The organism is Streptomyces sp. Ag82_O1-12, assembly GCF_900182715.1.
GTDB classification, from domain to species: domain Bacteria; phylum Actinomycetota; class Actinomycetes; order Streptomycetales; family Streptomycetaceae; genus Streptomyces; species Streptomyces massasporeus.
In genome coordinates this window covers 1,784,424-1,809,468 of sequence record NZ_FXUW01000001.1, presented here as the reverse complement: position 1 = coordinate 1,809,468, position 25,045 = coordinate 1,784,424, and the positions used below count along the sequence as shown (strand labels likewise).

Annotated in this window: 22 protein-coding genes and 3 rRNA genes; 19 read left to right on the top strand and 6 right to left on the bottom strand. The window is 68.3% G+C overall.

Annotated features, from left to right (window positions below):
• Nucleotides 1-23 precede the first annotated feature (23 nt).
• The 3 genes from QOL88_RS08345 (at nt 24) to QOL88_RS08335 (ending at nt 2,225) form a co-directional block, all read left to right on the top strand.
• A complete protein-coding gene (locus QOL88_RS08345; protein ID WP_097215812.1) occupies nt 24-1,193 on the top strand; it encodes a GAF domain-containing sensor histidine kinase in 1,170 nt (389 codons plus the stop codon).
• Nucleotides 1,186-1,827 (top strand): response regulator, encoded by a 642-nt coding sequence (locus QOL88_RS08340; protein WP_097215811.1) that lies wholly within the window; start codon nt 1,186-1,188, stop codon nt 1,825-1,827. Before QOL88_RS08345 ends, QOL88_RS08340 begins: the two co-directional genes overlap by 8 nt.
• Nucleotides 1,828-1,982: 155 nt before the next feature.
• A complete protein-coding gene (locus QOL88_RS08335; RefSeq protein ID WP_030852293.1) occupies nt 1,983-2,225 on the top strand; it encodes a chaplin in 243 nt (80 codons plus the stop codon).
• Nucleotides 2,226-2,579: 354 nt separating this feature from the next.
• On the opposite strand, the gene QOL88_RS08330 is transcribed toward QOL88_RS08335, so the two are convergent.
• Nucleotides 2,580-3,368, bottom strand: coding sequence for an Rv1486c family protein (locus QOL88_RS08330; protein WP_097215810.1), 789 nt, complete (start codon nt 3,366-3,368; stop codon nt 2,580-2,582).
• 160 nt (nt 3,369-3,528) lie between these two features.
• Here QOL88_RS08330 and QOL88_RS08325 point away from each other — a divergent pair, with 160 nt between their 5' ends.
• The 3 genes from QOL88_RS08325 to QOL88_RS08315 all read left to right on the top strand — a co-directional run bounded on the left by QOL88_RS08325 (nt 3,529) and on the right by QOL88_RS08315 (nt 5,933).
• Nucleotides 3,529-4,326, top strand: a complete 798-nt coding sequence (locus QOL88_RS08325) for an ABC transporter ATP-binding protein (RefSeq protein ID WP_097215809.1) — start codon at nt 3,529-3,531, stop codon at nt 4,324-4,326.
• Between the two features lie 95 nt (nt 4,327-4,421).
• Nucleotides 4,422-4,853: an NfeD family protein gene (locus QOL88_RS08320; RefSeq protein WP_031110172.1), complete on the top strand. Its 432-nt coding sequence runs from the start codon at nt 4,422-4,424 to the stop codon at nt 4,851-4,853.
• Between the two features lie 132 nt (nt 4,854-4,985).
• Nucleotides 4,986-5,933 (top strand): SPFH domain-containing protein, encoded by a 948-nt coding sequence (locus QOL88_RS08315; protein WP_097215808.1) that lies wholly within the window; start codon nt 4,986-4,988, stop codon nt 5,931-5,933.
• Nucleotides 5,934-6,049: 116 nt separating this feature from the next.
• Here the strand turns inward: QOL88_RS08315 and QOL88_RS08310 are convergent, their stop codons facing one another.
• From QOL88_RS08310 to QOL88_RS08300, 3 genes are all read right to left on the bottom strand, one after another.
• On the bottom strand, nt 6,050-6,556 hold the full coding sequence (locus tag QOL88_RS08310) for an HNH endonuclease (protein ID WP_097215807.1): 507 nt from the start codon (nt 6,554-6,556) through the stop codon (nt 6,050-6,052).
• A gap of 209 nt (nt 6,557-6,765) precedes the next feature.
• Nucleotides 6,766-7,305, bottom strand: a complete 540-nt coding sequence (locus QOL88_RS08305; RefSeq protein ID WP_097215806.1) for a YbhB/YbcL family Raf kinase inhibitor-like protein — start codon at nt 7,303-7,305, stop codon at nt 6,766-6,768.
• A 40-nt stretch (nt 7,306-7,345) separates the two neighbouring features.
• Nucleotides 7,346-8,128: a sporulation protein gene (locus QOL88_RS08300; RefSeq protein WP_097215805.1), complete on the bottom strand. Its 783-nt coding sequence runs from the start codon at nt 8,126-8,128 to the stop codon at nt 7,346-7,348.
• Between the two features lie 144 nt (nt 8,129-8,272).
• On the opposite strand from QOL88_RS08300, the gene QOL88_RS08295 reads away from it, so the two are divergent.
• The 6 genes from QOL88_RS08295 (at nt 8,273) to QOL88_RS08270 (ending at nt 16,904) form a co-directional block, all read left to right on the top strand.
• Entirely contained in the window at nt 8,273-8,914 is a 642-nt protein-coding gene (locus QOL88_RS08295; protein WP_097215804.1) for a DNA-3-methyladenine glycosylase, read from the top strand.
• A gap of 524 nt (nt 8,915-9,438) precedes the next feature.
• Nucleotides 9,439-10,964: ribosomal RNA gene (locus QOL88_RS08290) — 16S ribosomal RNA — on the top strand.
• A gap of 308 nt (nt 10,965-11,272) precedes the next feature.
• Nucleotides 11,273-14,392 (top strand): 23S ribosomal RNA (locus QOL88_RS08285).
• A 105-nt stretch (nt 14,393-14,497) separates the two neighbouring features.
• Nucleotides 14,498-14,614 (top strand): 5S ribosomal RNA (gene rrf, locus QOL88_RS08280).
• The 16S, 23S and 5S rRNA genes sit together here, the layout of an rRNA operon.
• A gap of 59 nt (nt 14,615-14,673) precedes the next feature.
• The gene (locus QOL88_RS08275; protein WP_179878711.1) at nt 14,674-16,155 is read left to right on the top strand and encodes a hypothetical protein; all 1,482 of its coding nucleotides are present in this window, start codon (nt 14,674-14,676) and stop codon (nt 16,153-16,155) included.
• Nucleotides 16,047-16,904, top strand: coding sequence for a tetratricopeptide repeat protein (locus QOL88_RS08270; protein ID WP_218892933.1), 858 nt, complete (start codon nt 16,047-16,049; stop codon nt 16,902-16,904). Before QOL88_RS08275 ends, QOL88_RS08270 begins: the two co-directional genes overlap by 109 nt.
• Before the next feature lie 83 nt (nt 16,905-16,987).
• Here the strand turns inward: QOL88_RS08270 and QOL88_RS08265 are convergent, their stop codons facing one another.
• A complete protein-coding gene (locus tag QOL88_RS08265) occupies nt 16,988-18,280 on the bottom strand; it encodes a DUF1015 domain-containing protein (RefSeq protein WP_097215803.1) in 1,293 nt (430 codons plus the stop codon).
• A 72-nt stretch (nt 18,281-18,352) separates the two neighbouring features.
• On the opposite strand from QOL88_RS08265, the gene QOL88_RS08260 reads away from it, so the two are divergent.
• The 4 genes from QOL88_RS08260 (at nt 18,353) to QOL88_RS08245 (ending at nt 22,516) form a co-directional block, all read left to right on the top strand.
• Nucleotides 18,353-19,384 (top strand): HAD hydrolase-like protein, encoded by a 1,032-nt coding sequence (locus QOL88_RS08260; protein ID WP_097215802.1) that lies wholly within the window; start codon nt 18,353-18,355, stop codon nt 19,382-19,384.
• Nucleotides 19,385-19,545: 161 nt separating this feature from the next.
• Nucleotides 19,546-20,589, top strand: a complete 1,044-nt coding sequence (locus tag QOL88_RS08255; protein ID WP_097215801.1) for a FecCD family ABC transporter permease — start codon at nt 19,546-19,548, stop codon at nt 20,587-20,589.
• Complete coding sequence (locus QOL88_RS08250; RefSeq protein WP_097215800.1) at nt 20,586-21,626, top strand: FecCD family ABC transporter permease; 1,041 nt, start codon at nt 20,586-20,588, stop codon at nt 21,624-21,626. Before QOL88_RS08255 ends, QOL88_RS08250 begins: the two co-directional genes overlap by 4 nt.
• A complete protein-coding gene (locus tag QOL88_RS08245) occupies nt 21,623-22,516 on the top strand; it encodes an ABC transporter ATP-binding protein (RefSeq protein ID WP_097215799.1) in 894 nt (297 codons plus the stop codon). Before QOL88_RS08250 ends, QOL88_RS08245 begins: the two co-directional genes overlap by 4 nt.
• A gap of 10 nt (nt 22,517-22,526) precedes the next feature.
• On the opposite strand, the gene QOL88_RS08240 is transcribed toward QOL88_RS08245, so the two are convergent.
• Nucleotides 22,527-22,874 carry a sterol-binding protein gene (locus tag QOL88_RS08240; RefSeq protein WP_097215798.1) on the bottom strand — a complete coding sequence of 116 codons (348 nt, stop codon included), beginning with the start codon at nt 22,872-22,874 and terminating at the stop codon, nt 22,527-22,529.
• A gap of 42 nt (nt 22,875-22,916) precedes the next feature.
• Between QOL88_RS08240 and QOL88_RS08235 the strand changes: the two genes are divergently transcribed.
• Genes QOL88_RS08235 through QOL88_RS08225 form a run of 3 tightly spaced genes read left to right on the top strand, consistent with a single transcriptional unit; the run spans nt 22,917 to nt 24,917 of the window.
• Entirely contained in the window at nt 22,917-23,192 is a 276-nt protein-coding gene (locus QOL88_RS08235) for a hypothetical protein (protein ID WP_097215797.1), read from the top strand.
• A 7-nt stretch (nt 23,193-23,199) separates the two neighbouring features.
• Nucleotides 23,200-24,015, top strand: coding sequence for a TlyA family RNA methyltransferase (locus QOL88_RS08230; RefSeq protein ID WP_097215796.1), 816 nt, complete (start codon nt 23,200-23,202; stop codon nt 24,013-24,015).
• Nucleotides 24,012-24,917, top strand: a complete 906-nt coding sequence (locus tag QOL88_RS08225; protein ID WP_030850991.1) for an NAD kinase — start codon at nt 24,012-24,014, stop codon at nt 24,915-24,917. Before QOL88_RS08230 ends, QOL88_RS08225 begins: the two co-directional genes overlap by 4 nt.
• The last annotated feature ends 128 nt before the right edge of the window (nt 24,918-25,045 follow it).

The window sequence follows — 25,045 nt, the reverse complement described above, 5'->3', positions numbered from 1 at the left end:
CAGCCCGCCGGTACCGTGAGGACATGAGTCACGGTCCCCGGTCCGGCCTCGCCGCGGTGAGTTCCGCGTTGCTGGCCATGAGCAGGCATCTCGAGGTGCGCGACGTCCTCAAGACGATCGTCGCCTCGGCCCGCGAGCTGCTCGACGCCGAGTACGCCGCGCTCGGCGTCCCGGACGACCACGGCGGCTTCGCCCAGTTCGTGGTCGACGGCGTCAGCGAGGAGCAGTGGAAGGCCATCGGCCCCCTCCCGCGCCAGCACGGCATCCTCGCCGCGATGCTGCACGAGGCCAGGGCCGAGCGCCTCGCGGACGTCCGCAAGGACCCCCGCTTCGAGGGCTGGCCGAAGGCCCACCCCGACCTGGTCGACTTCCTCGGCCTGCCGATCCGCGACGGCGACGAGGTCATCGGCGCCCTGTTCCTCGCCAACAAGCTGCGTCCCGAGGCGGGACACGCCCCGTGCCCCGAGCCGGACGGCGGCTGCGGCTTCACACAGGACGACGAGGAACTGCTCGGCATCCTCGCCCAGCACGCCGCGATCGCCCTCACCAACGCCCGCCTCTACGAGCGCAGCCGCGAACTGACCATCGCCGAGGAGCGCTCCCGCCTCGCCCACGAACTGCACGACGCGGTCAGCCAGAAGCTGTTCTCCCTGCGCCTGACCGCCCAGGCCGCGGCCCGCCTGGTGGACCGCGACCCCTCCCGCGCCAAGGGCGAACTCCAGCAGGTGGCCGTCCTCGCCGCCGAGGCCGCCGACGAACTGCGCGCGGCGGTCGTCGAGTTGCGCCCCGCCGCGCTCGACGAGGACGGCCTCGTCGCGACCCTCCGGACGCAGATCCAGGTCCTCGACCGGGCTCACAGCGCCCGCGTCACCTTCGCCGGCCACGGCGTGAAGGCCCTGCCCGCCTCCCAGGAGGAAGCCCTTCTGCGGGTCGCCCAGGAGGCCCTGCACAACGCCCTGCGCCACTCCGGTGCCGACCACGTCGACGTGACCCTGGACCGCCGCGGCGGCGGAGCCGTCCTCAGGGTCACGGACGACGGCAGCGGCTTCGACACCAGGGCGGTCCGGCACGCGGGACGCCACCTCGGCCTGGTCTCGATGCGGGACCGGGCGAGCGGCGTCGGCGGCACGCTGACCGTGGAATCGGTGCCCGGCAAGGGCACCGCGATCGAGATGGAGGTCCCCGGTGGCTGACGCGATCAAGGTGCTGCTCGTCGACGACCACCAGGTCGTCCGCCGGGGCCTGCGCACCTTCCTCGAAGTGCAGGACGACATCGAGGTCGTCGGGGAGGCGGCGGACGGCGCCGAAGGAGTCGACCGCGCCGAGGAGTTGAGGCCCGACGTCATCCTCATGGACGTCAAGATGCCGGGCATGGACGGAGTCGACGCCCTGCGCCGACTCCGAGAGCTGGGCAACCCCGCGCGCGTGCTCGTCGTCACCAGCTTCACCGAGCAGCGGACGGTGGTCCCCGCCCTGCGCGCGGGCGCCGCCGGGTACGTCTACAAGGACGTCGACCCGGACGCCCTCGCCGGCGCGATCCGCTCGGTCCACGCCGGACACATCCTCCTCCAGCCGGAGGTCGCCGACGCCCTGTTGGCGCAGGAGGAGTCCAACTCGGGTACGGGAAGGGCCGGTTCGCTCACCGAGCGCGAGCGCGAGGTGCTCGGCCTCATAGCGGACGGCCGCTCCAACCGGGAGATCGCCCGCGCGCTCGTCCTCTCCGAGAAGACCGTCAAGACCCACGTCTCCAACATCCTGATGAAACTCGACCTGTCCGACCGGACACAGGCCGCCCTGTGGGCCGTTCGCCATGGCGTGACCGGCTGACCCGCTCACCCCACGGCAACACGGAAGGTTGCGTTCCGGACCGAGATTCATACTGTCGTGGGAACGTCCCTCATATGGCGCAACCTCGATGGATCTCCACCGTTCTCCATGCGTGCCGCGGCGCCTGCCGCGGCGATCGCAAGGAGGGCTCAGAAGTGAAGAACCTGAAGAAGGCAGCGGCCGTGACGATGGTGACGGGTGGCCTGCTGGCCGCCGGCGCGGGCATGGCCTCCGCCACCAGCGCCCACGCCGACGGCCAGGCCGTGGGCTCCCCGGGCGTCGGCTCGGGCAACGTCGTCCAGGCCCCGGTGCACGTCCCGGTCAACGTGTCCGGCAACAGCGTGAACGTCGTGGGCATCCTGAACCCGGCCTTCGGCAACCTCGCCGTCAACCACTGACGCCCCACCTCCGTCTCCGAGCCGGAGGTGCCCCCGGCCTCCCGGTCCTGCCCGGGAGGCCGTTCGGCATGTGCGCCCCCAGCTGCGGGCATGCGTGCCGGTGGGGCGGCACAGGTGGGCGCAGCGGCACCCCGCTACGCCGGGCTGCGGACCCACCCGGCCTCAGCGCAAACGCCGAGCACCCCGTTCCGCCCGGGCTGCGGACCCACCCGGCCTCAGCGCAAACGCCGAGCACCCCGTTCCGTCCGGGCTGCGGACCCACCCGGCCTCAGCGCAAACGCCGAGCACCCAGCTACGCCGGGCTGAGAAACCCCCCGCCCCCAGCACAAACGCCGAGCACCCCACGAAGAACCGTCACCGCACCCCCCGCTCCCGCTCCTCCACAACGGAGTTGTACGCCGCGACCTGCGCCCGCCGAGCCGTCCGCTCCACCGGCCGCAACGCCTCCCGCCGCGCAGAGATCTCCGACGAACTCACCGCACCCCCGTGCCCACTCTCCGCCGCCACGGCGATCAACGCCCCCACCCGCTGCGCCAGCTCCAGCACCCGCACCGCCCGCGGCGGATACCCCGGCGCCAGCACCTCCCGCCCCCGCTCGGCCCGCGCCCGGTACGCGTCGATCGCCGCCTGGGCCACCGGCCCCGACCCGGCCACGTCCAGCCGCGTCAGCAACTCGGTGGCCTCCCGCAGGGCCTCCGCCAACTCCCGCTCCGCCTCACCCAGCGACGGCACATCCGCCGGCGGCGCCTCCCGCACGGGCAGCACCCGCCACACGACCTCGACGTGCACATCACCCCGGGGCCCGGCCTCGTGGACCTCCGGCACCAGCCCGAGCGCGGCGCCGTGACAGAGCACCGCCTGCTCCGCGTCCAGCGCCCGCGCGTTGAACTCCGGCGGCCCGCTCAACCCCAGCGGATGCCCCGGCGCGGGCAGCGCGACCCGTAGTCCGGTCACCCCGAGCGTCCGCAGCCGCCCGAGGGCGAGAGTGAGCCCCACGGGCGCCGACTCCCCGGGCAGCCCCTCCACCCGATGCACCGCGTCCTCACCGACGACGGCGAGCACAGCGTCGTCCGGTGAGACATGTCCGGCCAAAAGGGCATTTCCCCAAGCTGCGAGACGTCCAGCACGTGGTTCCGAGAGCATGTCTCCACCCTAGGACCCTCCAAGGACCGGACCGAGGGAATGCCCGGGCCGACCGGTGGCGTAGATTTCATGGAGGGCTGCGCCCACCGGCGCGGCGGACCGAGCCACAGGCTTACGCGACAGCCGAGACCGGCACACTGCAAGGGGAGACAACGCGCTCATGAGCGATGTTCTGGAGCTTCAGGACGTATCCGTGGTCCGTGAGGGCCGGGCTCTGGTGGACCAGGTCTCCTGGTCGGTCAAGGAGGGCGAGCGCTGGGTCATCCTCGGCCCGAACGGCGCCGGCAAGACCACCCTCCTCAACCTCGCTTCCACCTACCTCTTCCCCAGCTCGGGCACCGCCGCCATCCTCGGCGAAACCCTCGGCCGGCCCGGCGCCGACGTCTTCGAGCTGCGCCCCCGCATCGGCATGGCCGGCATCGCCATGACCGAGAAGCTCCCCAAGCGCCAGACGGTCCTGGAGACGGTCCTGACCGCCGCGTACGGCATGACCGCCACGTGGCACGAGGACTACGAGGACATCGACGAGCAGCGCGCCCGCGCCTTCCTCGACCGCCTCGGCATGAGCGACTACCTGGAGCGCCGGTTCGGCACGCTCTCCGAGGGCGAGCGCAAGCGGACCCTGATCGCCCGCGCCCTGATGACCGACCCCGAGCTGCTCCTCCTCGACGAGCCCGCAGCCGGCCTCGACCTCGGCGGCCGCGAGGACCTCGTCCGCCGCCTCGGCCGTCTCGCCCTCGACCCGATCGCCCCCTCGATGCTCATGGTCACCCACCATGTCGAGGAGATCCCCCCGGGCTTCACCCACGTCCTCATGATCCGCCAGGGCAAGGTCCTCGCCGCCGGCCCGCTGGAGCTGGAGCTCACCTCCCGCAACCTCTCCCTCTGCTTCGGCCTCCCGCTCGTCGTCGAACAGTCGGGCGAGCGCTGGACCGCACAGGGCCTCCCGCTCTCCTGAACCGGACCGCCACCCCACAAATGCCGGAGTAGGAACGGCATTTCACACCACGGGCGCCCTGTCGGCGACAGGGCCCGCGGACCTACCATGACCATGTGGAAATCGACGCATGGCTGTGGTGGCTGATCGGCGCGGCAGCGCTCGGCATCGCGCTCGTGGTCACCGCGATGCCCGAACTCGGCATGCTGGCGGTGGGAGCCATCGCCGCGGCGGTGGTCACCGGCGTCTTCGGCGGCGGAGCCGTCGCCCAGGTCGCGGTCTTCGCCGTCATCTCGACCGCGGGCATCGCCGTCGTACGGCCCATCGCGAACCGCCATCGCGCCCAGCGACCCCAATTCGCCTCCGGAGTGGACGCGTTGAAGGGCAGACAAGCCGTCGTGCTGGAACGCGTCGACGCCTCCGGCGGCCGGATCAAGCTGGCCGGCGAGGTCTGGTCGGCCCGTGCCCTCGACACCGGCCACGCCTACGAAGTGGGCCAGGAAGTGGATGTCGTGGACATCGAGGGAGCCACCGCGATCGTCATGTGACCTCGCGAGACGTAACTGGAGTGAACTCCTCGCCAGCCGCACGACGGTCTGTCAGACTCGACCAGCAAGATCTTCGACAACCATAAGATCTGCCGAAGGCGCCGAAGCGGAGAAGGGACACGGGGAACGACGATGGAACCGGTCATCATCGTCCTGATCATTCTGGTGGTGTTGGTCTTCATCGCCCTGATCAAGACGATCCAAGTCATCCCACAGGCCAGCGCGGCCATCGTCGAGCGCTTCGGGCGCTACACACGGACACTCAACGCGGGCCTCAACATCGTCGTCCCGTTCATCGACACCATCCGCAACCGCATCGACCTGCGTGAGCAGGTCGTCCCCTTCCCACCGCAGCCGGTGATCACCCAGGACAACCTGGTGGTCAACATCGACACCGTCATCTACTACCAGGTGACCGACGCGCGGGCAGCGACGTACGAGGTCGCCAGCTACATCCAGGCGATCGAGCAGCTCACCGTCACCACGCTCCGCAACATCATCGGCGGCATGGACCTGGAGCGGACCCTGACCTCCCGCGAGGAGATCAACGCGGCCCTGCGCGGCGTCCTCGACGAGGCCACCGGCAAGTGGGGCATCCGCGTCAACCGCGTCGAGCTCAAGGCGATCGAGCCGCCCACCTCCATCCAGGACTCGATGGAGAAGCAGATGCGAGCCGACCGCGACAAGCGCGCCGCGATCCTCCAGGCCGAGGGTGTCCGGCAGTCCGAGATCCTGCGCGCCGAAGGTGAGAAGCAGTCCCAGATCCTGCGCGCCGAAGGTGAGGCCAAGGCGGCAGCCCTGCGCGCCGAGGGCGAAGCCCAGGCCGTCCGCACGGTCTTCGAGGCCATCCACGCCGGCGACCCGGACCAGAAGCTGCTTTCCTACCAGTACCTCCAGATGCTCCCCAAGATCGCCGAGGGCGACGCCAACAAGCTCTGGATCGTCCCCAGCGAGATCGGAGACGCCCTCAAGGGCCTCTCCGGCGCCATGGGCAACTTCGGCGGCATCGGCGGCGGTTCCGGCGGCAACGGCGGCACCGTCCCGGCCCAGGAACGCCGCGAGAAGCCGTCCATCGACTGACGGCACCTACCGCGCACGTTCCCCGCACCCACCGTCTTTCAGGGGCGCGGGGAACTGCGCGATCAACCACGACGAACCGGCGGCCGAAGAGCCGCCGAAAGCCCTACGGCGCCTGCTCACGCCGCGTCCAGCACCAGCCAATCCGGCAGCGCCGCGAAGTCCTCCTGCGCCAGCGTCAGCAACATCGCATTCGCCGGAGTCGGCTCGAACGGTCGCCGCAGCAGCGGCATCCCCGCCTCCTCCGGAGTCCGGTTCGCCTTGCGGTGATTGTCCTGCGCACACGAGGCCACCGTGTTCAGCCACGTGTCCTGCCCACCCTGCGACCGCGGCACCACGTGGTCCACGGTCGTCGCCCGCCTCCCGCAGTACGCGCACCGGTGCCGGTCCCTGACCAGCACACCCCGCCTCGACCACGGCGCTTGTCTTCGGAACGGCACCCGTACGTACTGGCAGAGCCTGATCACCCGAGGCGCCGGTATGTCGACCGCGGCTCCCCGCATCCGCAGCTCGGGGTGGGCCTGCTCGACGACGGCCTTGTCCTGAAGCACCAGAACGACGGCTCGGTTCAACGTCACCGTCGACAGCGGCTCGAAGCTCGCGTTCAGTACCAGCGTGTCCCGCATACCAGCCCACCTCCCGTGTGCACCGGCCCACCCCCTGGCGGGCTGGGATCAACTCTGGCCGGGCACGCCGAGATGGACAACGCAATATCTGCTGCTCCCACGGGGGGTGACCCCCGCGACCCCCGGCAACAAAAATGCCCGCTCCTGATCAATTCCAAGACCAGGAGCGGGCAAACGTTCCATGAACGCTGGGATTGCGGGCGACCCGCTCAGCCTTCGGCGGGCACCTCGTACTCGCCGATCAGCTGGGCCCGCCCGATCGTGTGGAACCGCAGGTTGAAGCCCACGACCGCAGGCGACGCGTCCGAGTCCGGACCGAGCTTCTCCTGGTCCACGGCGTACACCGTGAACACGTACCGGTGCGGACCGTCCCCGGGAGGCGGAGCGGCCCCGACGAACTCCTTGCCGCCGTAGTCGTTACGAGCGTGGACCGCGCCCTCCGGCAGGCCCTCGAACTTGCCGCCGCCGGCACCCACCGGCAGCTCGGTCACCGACACCGGGATGTCGAACAGCACCCAGTGCCAGAAGCCGCTGCCCGTCGGAGCGTCGGGGTCGTAGCAGGTCACGGCGAAGCTCTTGGTCTCGGGCGGAAAGCCCTCCCACCGCAGCTGCGGCGAGGTGTTGCCGGCCGCGTGGACCTGAGCGTCCTTGAGCGTCGCACCTTCCTCGACGTCCTCGCTCGTCACCGTGAACGACGCGACGGGCGGATGGAAGTCGTGGGGGAGCGGCCGCCGCTTGAGCTCGGTCACCTCGGTACCTCCTGATCGTTTCGTGCAGTAGCCCCCGAGCCTAGAACCAGTTGCGCTTGCTGCCGACCTCCGACAGCCACTGGTTCAGGTACGCGGTCCAGTCTGTCCCCTGGTAGTCGTTCAGACCCACCTGGAAGGAGCGGAAGGTGTCGCTGCCCTCGCTGAACAGCCCCGGCTTCTTGTCCATCTCCAGCACCACGTCCATGGCGTTCTGGTCGGCGACGAAGCTCAGCTCGACCTGGTTCAGCCCGCGGTACTGCTGCGGCGGGTAGAACTCGATCTCCTGGTAGAACGGCAGCTTCTGCCGCGTACCCCGGATGACACCGCGCTCCATGTCCGCGTTCTTGAACCGGAAGCCCAGCTGGATGAAGGCGTCGAGGATCGCCTTCTGCGCCGGCAGCGGGTGCACGTTGACCGGGTCCAGGTCACCGGAGTCCACCGCACGCGCGATCTCCAGCTCGGTCGAGACCCCGATGTTCATACCGCGCAGGGCCTGACCGTCGATCATCGTGATCGGCGTCTCCCACGGGATCTCCAGCCCGAACTGCACCGCGTGCACGGCGTTCGCCTGGAGCTCGAACGCCCCACCCAGTCGCGACTTCGTGAACTCGATGTCCTGCTTGTACTCCTGGTCGCCGCTCTCCACCTCGACCTTGGCCTGCAGCCCGACCGAGAGCCCCTCGATCTGCTGGTTGACGGATCCGCCCTGGATACGCACCTCGCCCTGGACGACACCGCCCGGGACGACGTTGACCTCGTGCAGCACCGTCTCTACCGAAGCCCCGCCGGCCCCCAGGCTCGCGAGCAGCTTCTTGAACGCCATGTCTCTCCCTCTCGCCCACTACGGGTGGATCCTTGATCCATACAAACGCGATCCGGCCGTGACCGGTTCCGTGCCCCACCCTGGCAAGGCGGGTGCCCGACGGCCACCCCCCGGCACCACTCGTCTCCAGTACCCTCGGTCGGCATGATCGCGACCCCCGACCGTACGCCCCTGTCCAGGGAGTTCTTCGACCGGCCCGTCCTCGATGTCGCCCCCGACCTGCTCGGCCGCATCCTGGTACGCAGCACCCCGGACGGTCCGATCGCCCTCCGCCTCACCGAGGTCGAGGCCTACGACGGCGCCGACGACCCCGGCTCGCACGCCTATCGCGGCCGCACGGCCCGCAACGAGGTGATGTTCGGTCCGCCCGGTCATGTGTACGTCTACTTCACCTATGGCATGTGGTTCTGCATGAACCTGGTCTGCGGCCCCGAGGGAAAGGCGAGCGCGGTCCTGCTCCGCGCAGGGGAGATCATCGAGGGTGCCGAACTGGCCCGGCCCCGTCGACTCTCGGCCCGTAACGACAAGGAACTGGCCAAAGGACCGGCCCGGCTGGCCACAGCCCTGAACGTGGACCGATCCCTGGACGGCACGGACGCGTGTACCTCGGAGGACACCCCGCTCCGCATGCTGACGGGCACTCCCGTGCCCTCCGACCAGGTACTCAACGGCCCCCGCACCGGTGTGGGCGGGGACGGAGCCGTGCACCCCTGGCGCTTCTGGGTCGCCAACGTCCCGACGGTGAGCCCCTATCGCGCCCATGTCCCGAGGCGCCGCCGAAGTTGACGAGCCCTGCCGGGGTGCGTAATGTAGCCCGAGCCGCTGTTCCAGGTGGGGCACTCGCCCTGCAGTCGGAAGCGGCCAAACCACTACCTAGCGACTCCCCTCAGCAGGGGCGAATTCGGCGTGCCCGCATGCCTGAATTCGACGCCGACAGACTCGATTATGAGTTGGACGGGGAATCCGCTAACGTAGTGAATGTCGAAAGGCCGACGAGCGAAAGCCCGGGCCGAACGGCAAATCCCGCCGACAGGGAATCGGATCGAAAAGGATCTGATAGAGTCGGAAACGCAAGACCGAAGGGAAGCCCGGAGGAAAGCCCGAGAGGGTGAGTACAAAGGAAGCGACCGTTCCTTGAGAACTCAACAGCGTGCCAAAAGTCAACGCCAGATATGTTGATACCCCGTCCATCGGATACCCGATGGTCGAGGTTCCTTTGAAGAAAACACAGCGAGGACGCTGTGAACGGTCGGGCTTATTCCGCCTGACTGTTCCGCTCTCGTGCGTGTCATCCCGATTACGGGAAAACATTCACGGAGAGTTTGATCCTGGCTCAGGACGAACGCTGGCGGCGTGCTTAACACATGCAAGTCGAACGATGAACCACTTCGGTGGGGATTAGTGGCGAACGGGTGAGTAACACGTGGGCAATCTGCCCTGCACTCTGGGACAAGCCCTGGAAACGGGGTCTAATACCGGATACTGACCACCTTGGGCATCCATGGTGGTCGAAAGCTCCGGCGGTGCAGGATGAGCCCGCGGCCTATCAGCTTGTTGGTGAGGTAGTGGCTCACCAAGGCGACGACGGGTAGCCGGCCTGAGAGGGCGACCGGCCACACTGGGACTGAGACACGGCCCAGACTCCTACGGGAGGCAGCAGTGGGGAATATTGCACAATGGGCGAAAGCCTGATGCAGCGACGCCGCGTGAGGGATGACGGCCTTCGGGTTGTAAACCTCTTTCAGCAGGGAAGAAGCGAAAGTGACGGTACCTGCAGAAGAAGCGCCGGCTAACTACGTGCCAGCAGCCGCGGTAATACGTAGGGCGCGAGCGTTGTCCGGAATTATTGGGCGTAAAGAGCTCGTAGGCGGCTTGTCACGTCGGTTGTGAAAGCCCGGGGCTTAACCCCGGGTCTGCAGTCGATACGGGCAGGCTAGAGTTCGGTAGGGGAGATCGGAATTCCTGGTGTAGCGGTGAAATGCGCAGATATCAGGAGGAACACCGGTGGCGAAGGCGGATCTCTGGGCCGATACTGACGCTGAGGAGCGAAAGCGTGGGGAGCGAACAGGATTAGATACCCTGGTAGTCCACGCCGTAAACGGTGGGCACTAGGTGTGGGCAACATTCCACGTTGTCCGTGCCGCAGCTAACGCATTAAGTGCCCCGCCTGGGGAGTACGGCCGCAAGGCTAAAACTCAAAGGAATTGACGGGGGCCCGCACAAGCGGCGGAGCATGTGGCTTAATTCGACGCAACGCGAAGAACCTTACCAAGGCTTGACATACACCGGAAACGTCTGGAGACAGGCGCCCCCTTGTGGTCGGTGTACAGGTGGTGCATGGCTGTCGTCAGCTCGTGTCGTGAGATGTTGGGTTAAGTCCCGCAACGAGCGCAACCCTTGTCCCGTGTTGCCAGCAGGCCCTTGTGGTGCTGGGGACTCACGGGAGACCGCCGGGGTCAACTCGGAGGAAGGTGGGGACGACGTCAAGTCATCATGCCCCTTATGTCTTGGGCTGCACACGTGCTACAATGGCCGGTACAATGAGCTGCGATACCGCGAGGTGGAGCGAATCTCAAAAAGCCGGTCTCAGTTCGGATTGGGGTCTGCAACTCGACCCCATGAAGTCGGAGTCGCTAGTAATCGCAGATCAGCATTGCTGCGGTGAATACGTTCCCGGGCCTTGTACACACCGCCCGTCACGTCACGAAAGTCGGTAACACCCGAAGCCGGTGGCCCAACCCCTTGTGGGAGGGAGCTGTCGAAGGTGGGACTGGCGATTGGGACGAAGTCGTAACAAGGTAGCCGTACCGGAAGGTGCGGCTGGATCACCTCCTTTCTAAGGAGCACTTCTTACCGAGTCCTTCGGGGCGAGGTCAGAGGCCAGTACATCAGCGAATGTCTGATGCTGGTTGCTCATGGGTGGAACGTTGACTATTCGGCATACTTGATCGTCTTCTCCTTCTAGTACTGCTCTTCGGAGCGTGGAACGTTGAGGGGAGCGGGGAGTGTGTCGGGCACGCTGTTGGGTGTCTGAGGGAACGAAATTTCCTCAGTCGCCGGCCCCAGTGCACTCGAATCGGATGGTTCGGGGTGATGGGTGGCTGGTCGTTGTTTGAGAACTGCACAGTGGACGCGAGCATCTGTGGCCAAGTTTTTAAGGGCGCACGGTGGATGCCTTGGCACCAGGAACCGATGAAGGACGTGGGAGGCCACGATAGTCCCCGGGGAGTCGTCAACCAGGCTTTGATCCGGGGGTTTCCGAATGGGGAAACCCGGCAGTCGTCATGGGCTGTCACCCGCTGCTGAACACATAGGCAGTGTGGAGGGAACGCGGGGAAGTGAAACATCTCAGTACCCGCAGGAAGAGAAAACAACCGTGATTCCGGGAGTAGTGGCGAGCGAAACCGGATGAGGCTAAACCGTATACGTGTGAGACCCGGCAGGGGTTGCGTATGCGGGGTTGTGGGATCTCTCTTCTGTCGTCTGCCGGCGACAGGACGAGTCAGAAACCGTTGATGTAGGCGAAGGACATGCGAAAGGTCCGGCGTAGAGGGTAAGACCCCCGTAGTCGAAACATCAGCGGCTCGTTTGAGAGACACCCAAGTAGCACGGGGCCCGAGAAATCCCGTGTGAATCTGGCGGGACCACCCGCTAAGCCTAAATATTCCCTGGTGACCGATAGCGGATAGTACCGTGAGGGAATGGTGAAAAGTACCCCGGGAGGGGAGTGAAATAGTACCTGAAACCGTGTGCCTACAAGCCGTGGGAGCGTCGGAATGAAGCTTGCTTCATTCTCGTGACTGCGTGCCTTTTGAAGAATGAGCCTGCGAGTTTGCGGTGTGTTGCGAGGTTAACCCGTGTGGGGAAGCCGTAGCGAAAGCGAGTCCGAATAGGGCGTTTCAGTAGCACGCTCAAGACCCGAAGCGGAGTGATCTAGCCATGGGCAGGTTGAAGCGGAGGTAAGACTTCGTGGAGGACCGAACCCACCAGGGTTGAAAACCTGGGGGATGACCTGTGGTTAGGGGTGAAAGGCCAATCAAACTCCGTGATAGCTGGTTCTCCCCGAAATGCATTTAGGTGCAGCGTCGTGTGTTTCTTGCCGGAGGTAGAGCACTGGATAGGCGATGGGCCCTACCGGGTTACTGACCTTAGCCAAACTCCGAATGCCGGTAAGTGAGAGCGCGGCAGTGAGACTGTGGGGGATAAGCTCCATGGTCGAGAGGGAAACAGCCCAGAGCATCGACTAAGGCCCCTAAGCGTACGCTAAGTGGGAAAGGATGTGGAGTCGCAGAGACAACCAGGAGGTTGGCTTAGAAGCAGCCACCCTTGAAAGAGTGCGTAATAGCTCACTGGTCTAGTGATTCCGCGCCGACAATGTAGCGGGGCTCAAGCGTACCGCCGAAGTCGTGTCATTCACACAATAGGGCCAACGCCTGTGTGGATGGGTAGGGGAGCGTCGTGTGCCGGGTGAAGCAGCCGCGGAAGCGAGTTGTGGACGGTTCACGAGTGAGAATGCAGGCATGAGTAGCGATACACACGTGAGAAACGTGTGCGCCGATTGACTAAGGGTTCCTGGGTCAAGCTGATCTGCCCAGGGTAAGTCGGGACCTAAGGCGAGGCCGACAGGCGTAGTCGATGGATAACCGGTTGATATTCCGGTACCCGCTGTGAAGCGTCAAACATCGAGCATCGTGATGCTAAGGCCGTGAAGCCGTTCCGGACCCTTCGGGGAAAGGAAAGTGGTGGAGCCGCCGGACCAAGCGGTTAGTAGGTGAGTGATGGGGTGACGCAGGAAGGTAGTCCATCCCGGGCGGTGGTTGTCCCGGGGTAAGGGTGTAGGCCGTGCGATAGGCAAATCCGTCGCACATAAGGCTGAGACCTGATGCCGAGCCGATTGTGGTGAAGTGGATGATCCTATGCTGTCGAGAAAAGCCTCTAGCGAGTTTCATGGCGGCCCGTACCCTAAACCGACTCAGGTGGTCAGGTAGAGAATACCGAGGCGTTCGGGTGAACTATGGTTAAGGAACTCGGCAAAATGCCCCCGTAACTTCGGGAGAAGGGGGGCCACACCTGGTGAGAACACTTGCTGTTCGAGCTGGGGGTGGCCGCAGAGACCAGCGAGAAGCGACTGTTTACTAAAAACACAGGTCCGTGCGAAGCCGTAAGGCGATGTATACGGACTGACGCCTGCCCGGTGCTGGAACGTTAAGGGGACCGGTTAGCTCCATTTCGGTGGGGCGAAGCTGAGAACTTAAGCGCCAGTAAACGGCGGTGGTAACTATAACCATCCTAAGGTAGCGAAATTCCTTGTCGGGTAAGTTCCGACCTGCACGAATGGCGTAACGACTTCTCGACTGTCTCAACCATAGGCCCGGTGAAATTGCACTACGAGTAAAGATGCTCGTTTCGCGCAGCAGGACGGAAAGACCCCGGGACCTTTACTACAGTTTGATATTGGTGTTCGGTTCGGCTTGTGTAGGATAGCTGGGAGACTGTGAACTCTGGACGCCAGTTCAGGGGGAGTCGTCGTTGAAATACCAGTCTGGTCGTGCTGGATGTCTAACCTGGGTCCGTGATCCGGATCAGGGACAGTGTCTGATGGGTAGTTTAACTGGGGCGGTTGCCTCCTAAAGAGTAACGGAGGCGCCCAAAGGTTCCCTCAGCCTGGTTGGCAATCAGGTGTTGAGTGTAAGTGCACAAGGGAGCTTGACTGTGAGACCGACGGGTCGAGCAGGGACGAAAGTCGGGACTAGTGATCCGGCGGTGGCTTGTGGAAGCGCCGTCGCTCAACGGATAAAAGGTACCCCGGGGATAACAGGCTGATCTTCCCCAAGAGTCCATATCGACGGGATGGTTTGGCACCTCGATGTCGGCTCGTCGCATCCTGGGGCTGGAGTCGGTCCCAAGGGTTGGGCTGTTCGCCCATTAAAGCGGTACGCGAGCTGGGTTTAGAACGTCGTGAGACAGTTCGGTCCCTATCCGCTGTGCGCGTAGGAATATTGAGAAGGGCTGTCCCTAGTACGAGAGGACCGGGACGGACGAACCTCTGGTGTGCCAGTTGTTCTGCCAAGGGCATGGCTGGTTGGCTACGTTCGGGAGGGATAACCGCTGAAAGCATCTAAGCGGGAAGCCTGCTTCGAGATGAGTATTCCCACCTCCTTGAGAGGGTAAGGCTCCCAGTAGACGACTGGGTTGATAGGCCGGATATGGAAGCACGGTAACGTGTGGAGTTGACCGGTACTAATAGGCCGAGGGCTTGTCCTCAGTTGCTCGCGTCCACTGTGTTAGTTCTGAGACAACGAACAGTTGTCGGCTTTGAGCAGAACAAACAATTAAAGAGTGTGCTTGTTCGCTCGAAACCATTAGGGTTTCGGTGGTTATAGCGTAGGGGAAACGCCCGGTTACATTTCGAACCCGGAAGCTAAGCCTTACAGCGCCGATGGTACTGCAGGGGGGACCCTGTGGGAGAGTAGGACGCCGCCGAACAATCTTTGGAAGGACCCCTGGTCCCAGCGTTCAGCTGGGACCAGGGGTCCTTTTTGTTTTTGCAGTGCGCGCCGGGTACCCGGCTGCGCGAGAATGACTTGCGGTACCGAAGACAGGAGTCACCATGTCCACCAACTCTCCCGACGACCGACCGGAGCGCGACCAGCGGCGACGGGAGGGGGACCGGAGCGACCGCAACGACCGCGGCGGTCAGCGCGGGGGCCGCGGGGACCGTGGAGGCTTCCGCCGCGACGACCGTGGCGGCAACGACCGTGGCGGCTACGGACGTCGTGAAGGCGACCGAGGCGACCGAGGCGACCGAGGGGACCGCGGCGACCGCGGTGATCGCCCCGAGCGCGGCGAGCGCGGTAGTTTCCGTCGTGATGACAGCCGTCGTGATGACAGCCGTCGTGATGACAGCCGTCGTGATGACAGCCGTGGCGGTGACAACCGTGGCGGTGGGTACGGCCGGCGCGACGACCGTGACCGTGGACCGCGCAGGGACGACCGCGACCGCGGTGGCTTCCGTCGTGACGATCGGGGCGACCGCCCCCCCTTCCGGCGTGACGACCGCGACGACCGTGGTGAGCGTCGCGACGACCGGGACCGCGGTGGTTTCCGTCGTGATGACAGCCGTGGCGGTGACAACCGTGGCGGTGGGTACGGCCGACGCGATGACCGTGACCGCGGTCCGCGCAGGGACGACCGCGACCGCGGCGGCTTCCGTGGCCGTGACGACCGCGGTGACCGCCCCGCCTTCCGCCGTGACGACCGAGGCGACCGGCCCGCCTTCCGGCGCGACGACCGTCGGGATGACCGGCGGGACGACCGCCGTGATGACCGGCGTGGCGAGAGGCGTGACGGCGACCGCGGTGGGTTCCCCCGCCGCGACGACCGCCGCGACGACCGTGGTGGCTTCCGTCGTGACGACAACCGCGACCGTGGCTTCCGTAGCGATGACCGGGACCGTTCCAGGGACGGCGACCGCGGCTTCCGGCGTGACGACCGTGGTGGTTTCCGCGGCCGTGACGACCGCCGTGACGACCGCCGTGATGACCGACGCGACGAGCGGCGTGGAGACGACCGTGGGGAGCGCGGTGGTTTCCGTCGCGACGACGCGGGTCGGGGTGGGCGCCCCGGCTTCCGTCGCGACGACGGCCCCCGCAGCGACCGGGGCGATTTCCGACGGGACGACACCCGCGGTGACCGCGGTGACCGCGGTGGTTTCCGCGGACGTGACGACCGCCGTGACGACCGACGCGATGACCGCGGCGGACGCGGTCCCCGACGGGACGACCGGGGCGACCGGGGTTTCCGGCGTGACGGCGACCGGCGCGATGGCGACCGGGGCGGCTTTCGCGGTCGGGACGACCGGCGTGGCACCGGCCGGTTCCGTGACGAGCGGGAGCGGGACAGGGAGCCCATCAAGCGGCTGCCGATCCCCGAGGACGTCACGGGCGACGAGATCGACAAGGACGTACGGCAGGAGCTGCAGAGCCTGCCCAAGACGCTCGCGGAGGACGTCGCCAAGAACCTGGTGATGGTCGCGCGGCTCCTCGACGAGGACCCTGAGGGCGCGTACGGCTACTCCAGGGTGGCGTTGCGGCTGGCGTCGCGTGTCGCTGCCGTACGGGAGGCCGCCGGGTTCGCCGCGTACGCCAGCCAGAAGTACGGCGAGGCGCTGGCCGAGTTCCGGGCCGCGAAGCGGATGACCGGGAACATCGACCTGTGGCCCGTCATGGCCGACTGCGAGCGTGGGCTCGAGCGGCCGGAGAAGGCGCTCGACATGGCCGGGGCGCCCGAGGTGCACAAGCTCGACAAGGCGGGCCAGGTCGAGATGCGGCTCGTCGCGGCCGGTGCGCGGCGGGACCTGGGGCAGCTGGACGCGGCCATCGTGACGCTGCAGAGCCCGGAGCTGGCCGCCAACGCCGTGCAGCCGTGGACCGCGCGCCTGCGCTACGCCTACGCCGACGCGCTGCTCGCCGCCGGACGGGAGAGCGAGGCGCGGGAGTGGTTCGCCAAGGCCGTCGAGGCCGACCGCGACGGCAGCACCGACGCCTCGGACCGGCTCGCCGAGCTGGACGGCGTGGAGTTCGTGGACGCCATGGCCGGCGATGCGGACGAGGGCGAGAACGACCAGGCCCCGGCTTCGAACACGCCGAAGGCTGACGAGGCGGAGGCCGAGGTCGAGGCGGAGGTCGAGGGCGAGACCCAGGCCGACGTTGAGGGCGAGACCCAGGCCGACGTCGAGGGCGAGACCCAGGGCGACGGCGAGAACGACAAGGACTGACGTCCGTAGCAGAGAGGGGCGGGATCCCGGCCGTGAGGCCTGGGGTCCCGCCCCTTCGTCATGTCTAAGCCGGCTTTCGCCTGTCAGAGATCCAGGGCCCGCAGCACCAGGCCCGTCGCCGGCTTCGGGCCGAACGACGTCGACTTGCGGGGCATCGTGACGCCCTGGCGGGCCAGGTCGCGGACGACCTCCTCGCGGACCGGGTGCATCAGGACCGCCGTGCCGCCGTCGCGTTCCGCCTTCTCCACCGTGGCCGCCGTGTCGTGGATGTAGGCGATGTGGGCGGGGGAGTCCTCGGAGATGCGCCAGACGTGCTCGAGGAGCGTGGCGTGCAGGACCGTCGCGTCCAGGGTGCGCCAGGCGGCGGGGCGGTCGGCGGGGATCGTACGGGCCAGCAGTCCCGGGTCCGGCTGGTCGGCCAGGTGGAAGGCGCCGTCGCCGGCCAGCAGGAACGCGTTGCCGGCACAGGCCGCGTCGGCGAGCGTGTCGAGGGCCTCGGCCAGCGGGACTTCGAGCCGGCGCACGCGGAAGTGACCTTCCAGGGCGGCCACGGCGTCGCCGACCGGCAGGTCGTGCAAGAGGCGGTGGATGGCGCGGACCCGCAGGGGGTAGCGGGCCGTGTCGACTAGGAGGACCAGGCCGTGATCCCACGGGCTGGGCGAGGCGTGCTCCGTGCGGAGCCGGCGGTAGGTCGCCCAGCGGTGATGGCCGTCGGCGATGAGTGCCTGGTGCCGCGCCAGATCCGTCTGGATCGCGGCCAGGTCGTCGGGGTCGGTGACCGACCACAGACGATGGCTGAAACCGTCCTCCGTGGTGGTGGCGAGGAGCGGGGGCCGGTCGGCGGTGCGCTCGATCAGGTCCGCCGTGGTGGTCGTCGAGCTGTCGCCCCGGTAGGTGAGCAGCAGGGGTTCGAGGTTGGCCGAGGTGGCGCGCATGAGGGCAGCGCGGTCGGCGACGACGTGCGGCATGACGTCCTCGTGCGGCAGCACCACCTGCTCGGCGGGGTCCGAGACGCGCAGGGCGCCGATGATGCCGCGTTGCAGCATGCCGTTGCCGTCCTGCTGCTCGTAGACGTAGAGGCCGGGTTCCGGGTCGGTGGTCAGGATGCCCTCGGACAGCCAGCGGCGCAGGGTGTCGGCGGCCCGTTCGTTGCGGGCGCTGGGCGTCGCGGCCTGGGGGAGGATCAGACGGACGATGTTGTACGGGTCGGCGGACTCGAGGTGGTGCAGGCCGTCGGGGCGCACCACGACGTCGTAGGGCGGGGATGTGACGGCGGCAAGGCTGCCGACCCGGTCGGGGTCGTAACGAAGGCCACGGAACGGGGTGAGTTCCAGGCCTCGGTGCGCCGTTGCCTCCGAGTGACCTGCTGTCTTCATCAGGGCATCGTACGGCTGTCGGTGGCATGGGGGATGATCGGGGGAAAGCCGTCGAACAAGGAGCGATACGGGATGAGCCGGAGCGTCAGGACGAGGCCCGAGGGCAGTGGGCAGGCCCTGAGCGAGGCGTACGACACGGCCCTGCTCGATCTGGACGGTGTGGTGTACGCGGGCGGGAACGCGATCGCGCACGCCGTCGAGTCGCTGGCGACGGCCCGGGAGGGCGGTATGCGCCTGGCGTACGTGACGAACAACGCGCTGCGGACCCCGGACACCGTGGCCGGGCATCTGACGGAGCTGGGGATACCGACGGGTGCGGAGGACGTCATCACGTCGGCGCAGGCCGTCGCGCGGCTGATCAGCGAGCAGGTGCCGCAGGGTGCCCGCGTGCTGGTGATCGGCGGTGAGGGGCTGCGGGTCGCGCTGCGCGAGCGCGGGCTGGTGCCCGTGGAGTCGGCGGACGACGATCCGGCGGCGGTGGTGCAGGGGTTCGGTGGTCCGGATCTGCCGTGGGGCCGCTTCGCCGAGGCGTCCTACGCGGTGGCGCGCGGTGTGCCGTGGTTCGCGTCCAACACCGACCTGACGATTCCGAGCGGGCGGGGGATCGCACCGGGCAACGGAGCCGCGGTGGAGGTCGTGCGGATCGCCACGGGCGCGGAGCCGCAGGTCGCGGGCAAGCCGCTGCCTCCCATGCACCGGGAGACCATCCTGCGCACCGGTGCGCGGCGGCCGCTGGTGGTCGGGGACCGGCTGGACACGGACATCGAGGGCGCGTTCAACGGGGAGGTCGACTCGCTGCTCGTCCTGACCGGTGTGACCGACGGCGCCCAGCTGCTGTCCGCGCCGCCGCAGCACCGGCCGACGTATGTGGACGCCGATCTGCGCGGGATGCTCGGCGGTCAGCCGGACGTCGTCGAGGCCGGCGAGGGCGGATTCCGGTGCGGGGGCTGGACGGCGACGGCCGGGGCGGACCGGCTGGAGCTCGACGGCGAGGGTGAGGCTCTGGACGGGCTGCGCGCGCTGTGTGCCGTGGCGTGGACGGCGGCCGGTGAGGGTGTGTGCGAGCTGGACGGGGGGAAGGCACTGGCGCGGCTGGGTCTCTGAGTCTTTGTCAGTGCCTGTCGGTGCCTGTCGTTGCCTGTGGTGCGGCTGCGTGGCCGGGTACTCGTGGCGCCGCCCGGCAGCCGTGGCCGAGCCGGGAACCCCCGCGGCCGGGTCGGACATCCGAATCTTGCTCGAATGCGAGGGTAGGCTAACCTAACTACGTGTTGGTCGAGAGTCCCCCCGAACAGCGCGCGGAGACCGCCCCCGCGCCCCCGCCCCGACGGGCGGTCCGAGCCTTCGGGCTCCTCCTGTCCGTCGTGCTCCTCGTGCTCGTCGCGCTGGCGAGTATCGCGATCGGAGCGAAAGAGCTGTCCCTCGGGCAGGTCTGGCACGGCCTGTTCCAGGACTCGGGGACCTACGGTGACGTCGTCGTGGCCGAGCGGGTGTCGCGGACGCTGCTCGGACTCCTCGCCGGCGCCGCTCTCGGCCTGGCCGGGGCGGTCCTGCAAGCCCTCACGCGCAACCCGCTGGCCGATCCCGGCCTGCTCGGCATCAACGCGGGAGCGTCCGCCGCGGTCGTCACGGCCATCACGTACTTCGGGGTCACCTCGCTCAGCGGCTACGTCTGGTTCGCGTTCTTCGGCGCGGCCGCGGTCGGGGCGCTGGTCTGGTTCCTCGGCGGCAGCCGGGGCGCGACGCCGGTGCGGCTCGCGCTCGCCGGCACGGCCATCAGCGCCGCGTTGTACGGCTACCTCCAGGCCGTGATGATCATGGACGAGGCGGCGCTCGGCAAGATGCGCTTCTGGACGGTCGGTTCGCTGGCCTCGGCGACGAACTCGACCATCACGCAGGTCCTGCCGTTCCTGCTGGCCGGCACGGTCCTGGCCCTCGCCCTGGCCCGGCCGCTCAACGCCATGGCCATGGGCGATGACACCGCCAAGGCCCTCGGCGCCAACCTCAACCGCACGCGGGCGCTGTCCATGCTGGCCGCGACCGTGCTGTGCGGGGCCGCGACCGCCGCCTGCGGGCCGATCGTGTTCGTCGGGCTGATGGTGCCGCACGTCGTGCGCTCCTTCACCGGACCCGACCTGCGCTGGATCCTGCCGTACGCGGCGATCCTGTCGCCCGTGCTGCTGCTCGGCGCCGATGTCGTCGGCCGGATCGTGGCCCGGCCCGCGGAGCTCCAGGTGGGCATCGTCACCGCGATCCTCGGCGGACCGGTGTTCATCTTTCTCGTACGACGGCGGAGGACGGCGCAGCTGTGAAGACCACCAACCGTGCCGTGCGGACCCCGGGCGGGCTCTCCATACGCCTGGACCTGCGGGCCGTCACCGTCGTGCTCCTGCTGCTCGTCGCGGCGCTCGCGGCGAGTGTCGTGCTCATCGGCACCGGCGACTTCCCGATCCCGGCCGCCGACGTGCTGCGGACGCTGGTCGGCGAGGGCAACCCGGGCCAGGAGTTCATCGTCAACGAGCTGCGGCTGCCGCGGGTCCTGGTCGGGCTGCTGGTCGGCGCCTCGCTCGGGCTCGGGGGCGCGCTGTTCCAGGCCATCTCCCGCAACCCGCTGGGCAGTCCGGACGTGCTCGGTCTCGGGCAGGGGGCGACGGCCGGCGCCCTCGCGGTGATCGTGCTGACCTCCGGCAGCGCCAACCAGGTCGCCGTCGGGGCGCTGGTGGGCGGCCTGGTGACCGGCCTCGCCATCTACGTGCTCGCCTGGAAGCGGGGGGTGCACGGCTACCGGCTGGTCCTGGTCGGTATCGGCGTCTCCGCGATCGTCACGGCCGTCAACGGCTATCTGCTGACCAAGTCCGACATCGTGGACGCGACCCGCGCGGTCGTGTGGATGACCGGCTCCCTCGACGGCCGGGACTGGGACCAGGTGTGGCCGCTGCTCGCACTGACCGCCGTGCTGGTGCCGCTCGTCCTCGTCAACGCGCGGGGGCTGCGGATGATGGAGATGGGCGACGACGTGTCGTACGCCCTCGGGGTGCGGGTCGAGCGGGTGCGGCTGCTGCTGATGGTGGCGGCGGTGCTGCTCACCGCGTCCGCCACCGCCGCGGCCGGTCCCGTCAGTTTCGTCGCACTCACCGCGCCGCAGCTGGCCCGGCGCCTGACCCGATCGCCCGGGCCGAACCTGCTGCCCTCGCTGTGCATGGGCGCCACCCTGCTGGTCGTCGCCGACTGGGTGTCGCAGCGGGCGTTCGGCTCCGAGCAGCTGCCCGTGGGCGTGGTCACCGGCGTGCTCGGCGGGGTCTACCTGCTGTGGCTGCTGGTCGGCGAGCGCAGGGCGGGCCGGATATGAGGGCCGGTAAGAGCGCCGAGAGCAGCACCAACAGCGGACTGAACAACCGAAGGAGCCCCGTGAACCGCCTGTCCGCCGAGAACGTCACCCTCGCCTACGACCAGCGGGTCATCGCCGAGCAACTGTCGGTGGAGATACCCGACCAGTCGTTCACGGTGATCGTCGGCCCCAACGCCTGCGGCAAGTCGACGCTGCTGCGGGCGCTGTCGCGGATGCTCAAGCCGAGCGAGGGCCGGGTGCTGCTGGACGGGAACGTCATCCAGTCGATGCCCGCCAAGAAGGTCGCGCGGACCCTCGGCCTGCTGCCCCAGTCGTCCGTCGCGCCCGACGGCATCACCGTCGCCGACCTCGTCGGCCGCGGCCGCTACCCGCACCAGGGCATCCTGCGCCAGTGGTCGACGCAGGACGAGCGGGTCGTCCAGGAATCCATGCGGCAGACGGGCGTCGCCGAGCTCGGCGACCGCTACGTCGACGAGCTCTCGGGTGGTCAGCGTCAGCGCGTGTGGATCGCCATGGCCCTCGCCCAGCAGACGCCGCTGCTGCTGCTCGACGAGCCGACGACGTACCTGGACATCCAGCACCAGATCGACGTCCTGGATCTGTGCGCCGAGCTGCACGAGGAGCAGGGGCGCACGCTCGTCGCCGTGCTGCACGACCTGAACCACGCCGCCCGCTACGCCACCCACCTCATCGCCCTGCGCGAGGGCCGGGTCATCGCCGAGGGCGCGCCGAAGGACATCGTCACGGCCGCACTGGTCGAGGAGGTCTTCGGGCTGCGCTGCCAGGTGATCGACGACCCGGAGACGGGCACACCGCTGGTCGTGCCGGCGGCCCGCAAGGCCCGGGCCGGGACCGCGGGCGGGAAGGCCACGGCTGCGGAAGTCTCCTGAGCTGTCGCGGCTACAGAAGCTTCCTGAGCTGGAGCAGGTCCCGCACGCCCGCGTGCAGCCTCACCCGGCCGGAGCCCCAGGCCTTGGCGAAGCTCAGCTCGCCGCCCACCAGGGCCACCAGGTCGTCGCCGGTCATGGCGAGTCTGATCTCGGCCCTGCCGGGCGGCGGCCCCGGCACGGTGTCGTGCACCTCGATCCGCCCGCCGCGCATCCGGCCGACGAAGGTGACGTCGAGGTCCGTGATGTGGCAGCTCACCGAGCGGTCCAGGGCCGCGGCGTCGCGGACGTCCCCTTCGGCGCGCTGCATGTTGTCCGAGAGCTTGTCGAGCGCGCTGCGGCACTCCTCGATCGTGGCCATCGCGGTCGACGGTACCGCAGCGGTTCGCGGTAGCGTCGGGGCATGGACGACGCAGTTCCCGAGGCCCCTCCGGCGGCGGAGGAGGAGCCGGCGTACGACCCCGCCGCCCCCGCTCCCCTGAACGTGCCCCGCACGCCCACCGGCGACGCCGATGTGGACGCCGCCCTGGGCCGGCTCGGCGATGCGGACCACCTCGCCACGGACGGGCATGTCGAGGTGTACGAGGATGTACACCGGGGGCTGCGCGACGCGCTCACCGCGCTCGACGTACGCCCGGGACCTCCGGTGCCCCCGCGGCCTTACGAGCACAGGAGCTGAACCGAACGTGGCAGGAGTCGCACGTCGCCGTCTGGACGCGGAGCTGGTCCGCCGGAAGCTCGCGCGCTCGCGTGAGCACGCCGCGCAGCTGATCGCCGCGGGGCGGGTCTCCGTCGGCAAGACCGTCGCGACCAAACCCGCCACGCAAGTGGAGACCGCGGCCGCGATCCTGGTGGCCGAGGACGACAGCGACCCGGACTACGTCTCGCGCGGCGGTCACAAGCTGGCCGGGGCGCTCGCGGTGTTCGCTCCGCAGGGGCTGCCCGTCGAGGGGTGCAGGGCGCTCGACGCGGGCGCCTCCACCGGCGGTTTCACCGACGTCCTGCTGCGGGCGGGCGCCGCCCACGTCGTCGCCGTGGACGTCGGATACGGACAACTCGCGTGGTCCCTCCAGAAGGATGAACGCGTCACCGTCAAGGACCGTACGAACGTACGCGAGTTGACGCTTGAAGCGATCGATGGGGAGCCAGTGGATCTTGTCGTGGGGGATCTGTCCTTCATCCCGCTCGGGCTGGTCCTGCCCGCCTTGGTGCGGTGCGTGAAACCGGACGCCGACCTGGTGATGATGGTCAAGCCGCAGTTCGAGGTGGGCAAGGAGCGCCTCGGCAGCGGGGGAGTGGTACGCAGCACCCAGCTGCGGGCCGACGCGGTACGGGGGGTGGCCGAGAAGGCCTGGGGGCTGGGGCTCGGGGTGAAGGGCGTGACGGCCAGTCCGCTGCCCGGGCCGTCGGGGAATGTCGAATACTTCTTGTGGCTGCGGTCCGGGGCACCGGCACTGGACCCGGCCGAGGCAGACCGTGCAGTGGCGGAGGGGCCGCGTTGACCGAGAACCGAGCTCGTACTGTTTTCCTGCTCGCCCACACGGGCCGGCCCGCGGCCGTGCGCAGTGCCGAGCTCGTGGTGAAGGGGCTGCTGCGCTCCGGGCTGGGCGTGCGCGTCCTGGAGGCCGAGGCGCGGGACCTGCCCCTGCCGGCGGAGGTGGAGCTGGTCAGGGAGGCCACGCCGCAGTGCCTCGACGGGTGTGAGCTGCTCATCGTGCTGGGCGGCGACGGCACGCTGCTGCGCGGCGCCGAGTTCGCGCGGGCGTCGGGCGTGCCGATGCTCGGGGTCAACCTCGGGCGCGTCGGGTTCCTCGCGGAGGCCGAGCGGGACGACCTCGACAAGGTCGTCGACCGGGTGGTGACCAAGGCGTACGAGGTCGAGGAACGGATGACCGTCGATGTCGTCGTGCACCGCAACGGGGACATCGTGCACACGGACTGGGCGCTGAACGAGGCGGCCGTGCAGAAGGTGTCCGCCGAGCGGATGCTGGAGATCGTCCTGGAGATCGACGGGCGGCCGGTGACGGGCTTCGGCTGCGACGGGATCGTCTGCGCGACGCCCACGGGGTCGACGGCGTACGCGTTCTCGGCGGGCGGGCCGGTGGTGTGGCCGGAGGTCGAGGCGCTGCTGATGGTGCCGATCTCCGCGCACGCGCTGTTCGCGAAGCCGTTGGTGACATCGCCGGATTCTGTGTTGGCTGTGGAGGTTCTGCCCCACATTCCGCCGGGTGTGCTGTGGTGCGACGGGCGGCGGACCGTGGAGCTGCCGCCGGGAGCGCGGGTGGAGGTGCGGCGGGGCGCTGTGCCGGTTCGGCTGGCCCGGCTGCATCATGCGTCCTTCACGGACCGGCTGGTGGCCAAGTTCGCGCTGCCTGTTTCCGGGTGGCGGGGAGCGCCTCACTAGCGGTCTAGGGGGTGGTTCCGCTTCGTCAGCGGGTGCGGCGGGTGCGGCGGGTGCGGCGGGTGCGGCGGGTGCGGCGGATGTGGCGGGTGGATTGTGGCTGTTCGCGCAGTTCCCCGCGTCCCCAGGGA

Excerpts from the sequence above, each read along its gene's own strand:
- QOL88_RS08345 (WP_097215812.1), top strand. The coding sequence starts at position 24 with ATGAGTCACGGTCCCCGGTCCGGCCTCGCCGCGGTGAGTTCCGCGTTG.
- QOL88_RS08330 (WP_097215810.1), bottom strand. The coding sequence starts at position 3,368 with ATGCTCTCGGAACCACGTGCTGGACGTCTCGCAGCTTGGGGAAATGCC.
- QOL88_RS08325 (WP_097215809.1), top strand. The coding sequence starts at position 3,529 with ATGAGCGATGTTCTGGAGCTTCAGGACGTATCCGTGGTCCGTGAGGGC.
- QOL88_RS08315 (WP_097215808.1), top strand. The coding sequence starts at position 4,986 with ATGGAACCGGTCATCATCGTCCTGATCATTCTGGTGGTGTTGGTCTTC.
- QOL88_RS08310 (WP_097215807.1), bottom strand. The coding sequence starts at position 6,556 with ATGCGGGACACGCTGGTACTGAACGCGAGCTTCGAGCCGCTGTCGACG.
- QOL88_RS08300 (WP_097215805.1), bottom strand. The coding sequence starts at position 8,128 with ATGGCGTTCAAGAAGCTGCTCGCGAGCCTGGGGGCCGGCGGGGCTTCG.
- QOL88_RS08295 (WP_097215804.1), top strand. The coding sequence starts at position 8,273 with ATGATCGCGACCCCCGACCGTACGCCCCTGTCCAGGGAGTTCTTCGAC.
- QOL88_RS08265 (WP_097215803.1), bottom strand. The coding sequence starts at position 18,280 with ATGAAGACAGCAGGTCACTCGGAGGCAACGGCGCACCGAGGCCTGGAA.
- QOL88_RS08260 (WP_097215802.1), top strand. The coding sequence starts at position 18,353 with ATGAGCCGGAGCGTCAGGACGAGGCCCGAGGGCAGTGGGCAGGCCCTG.
- QOL88_RS08245 (WP_097215799.1), top strand. The coding sequence starts at position 21,623 with ATGAGGGCCGGTAAGAGCGCCGAGAGCAGCACCAACAGCGGACTGAAC.
- QOL88_RS08240 (WP_097215798.1), bottom strand. The coding sequence starts at position 22,874 with ATGGCCACGATCGAGGAGTGCCGCAGCGCGCTCGACAAGCTCTCGGAC.
- QOL88_RS08235 (WP_097215797.1), top strand. The coding sequence starts at position 22,917 with ATGGACGACGCAGTTCCCGAGGCCCCTCCGGCGGCGGAGGAGGAGCCG.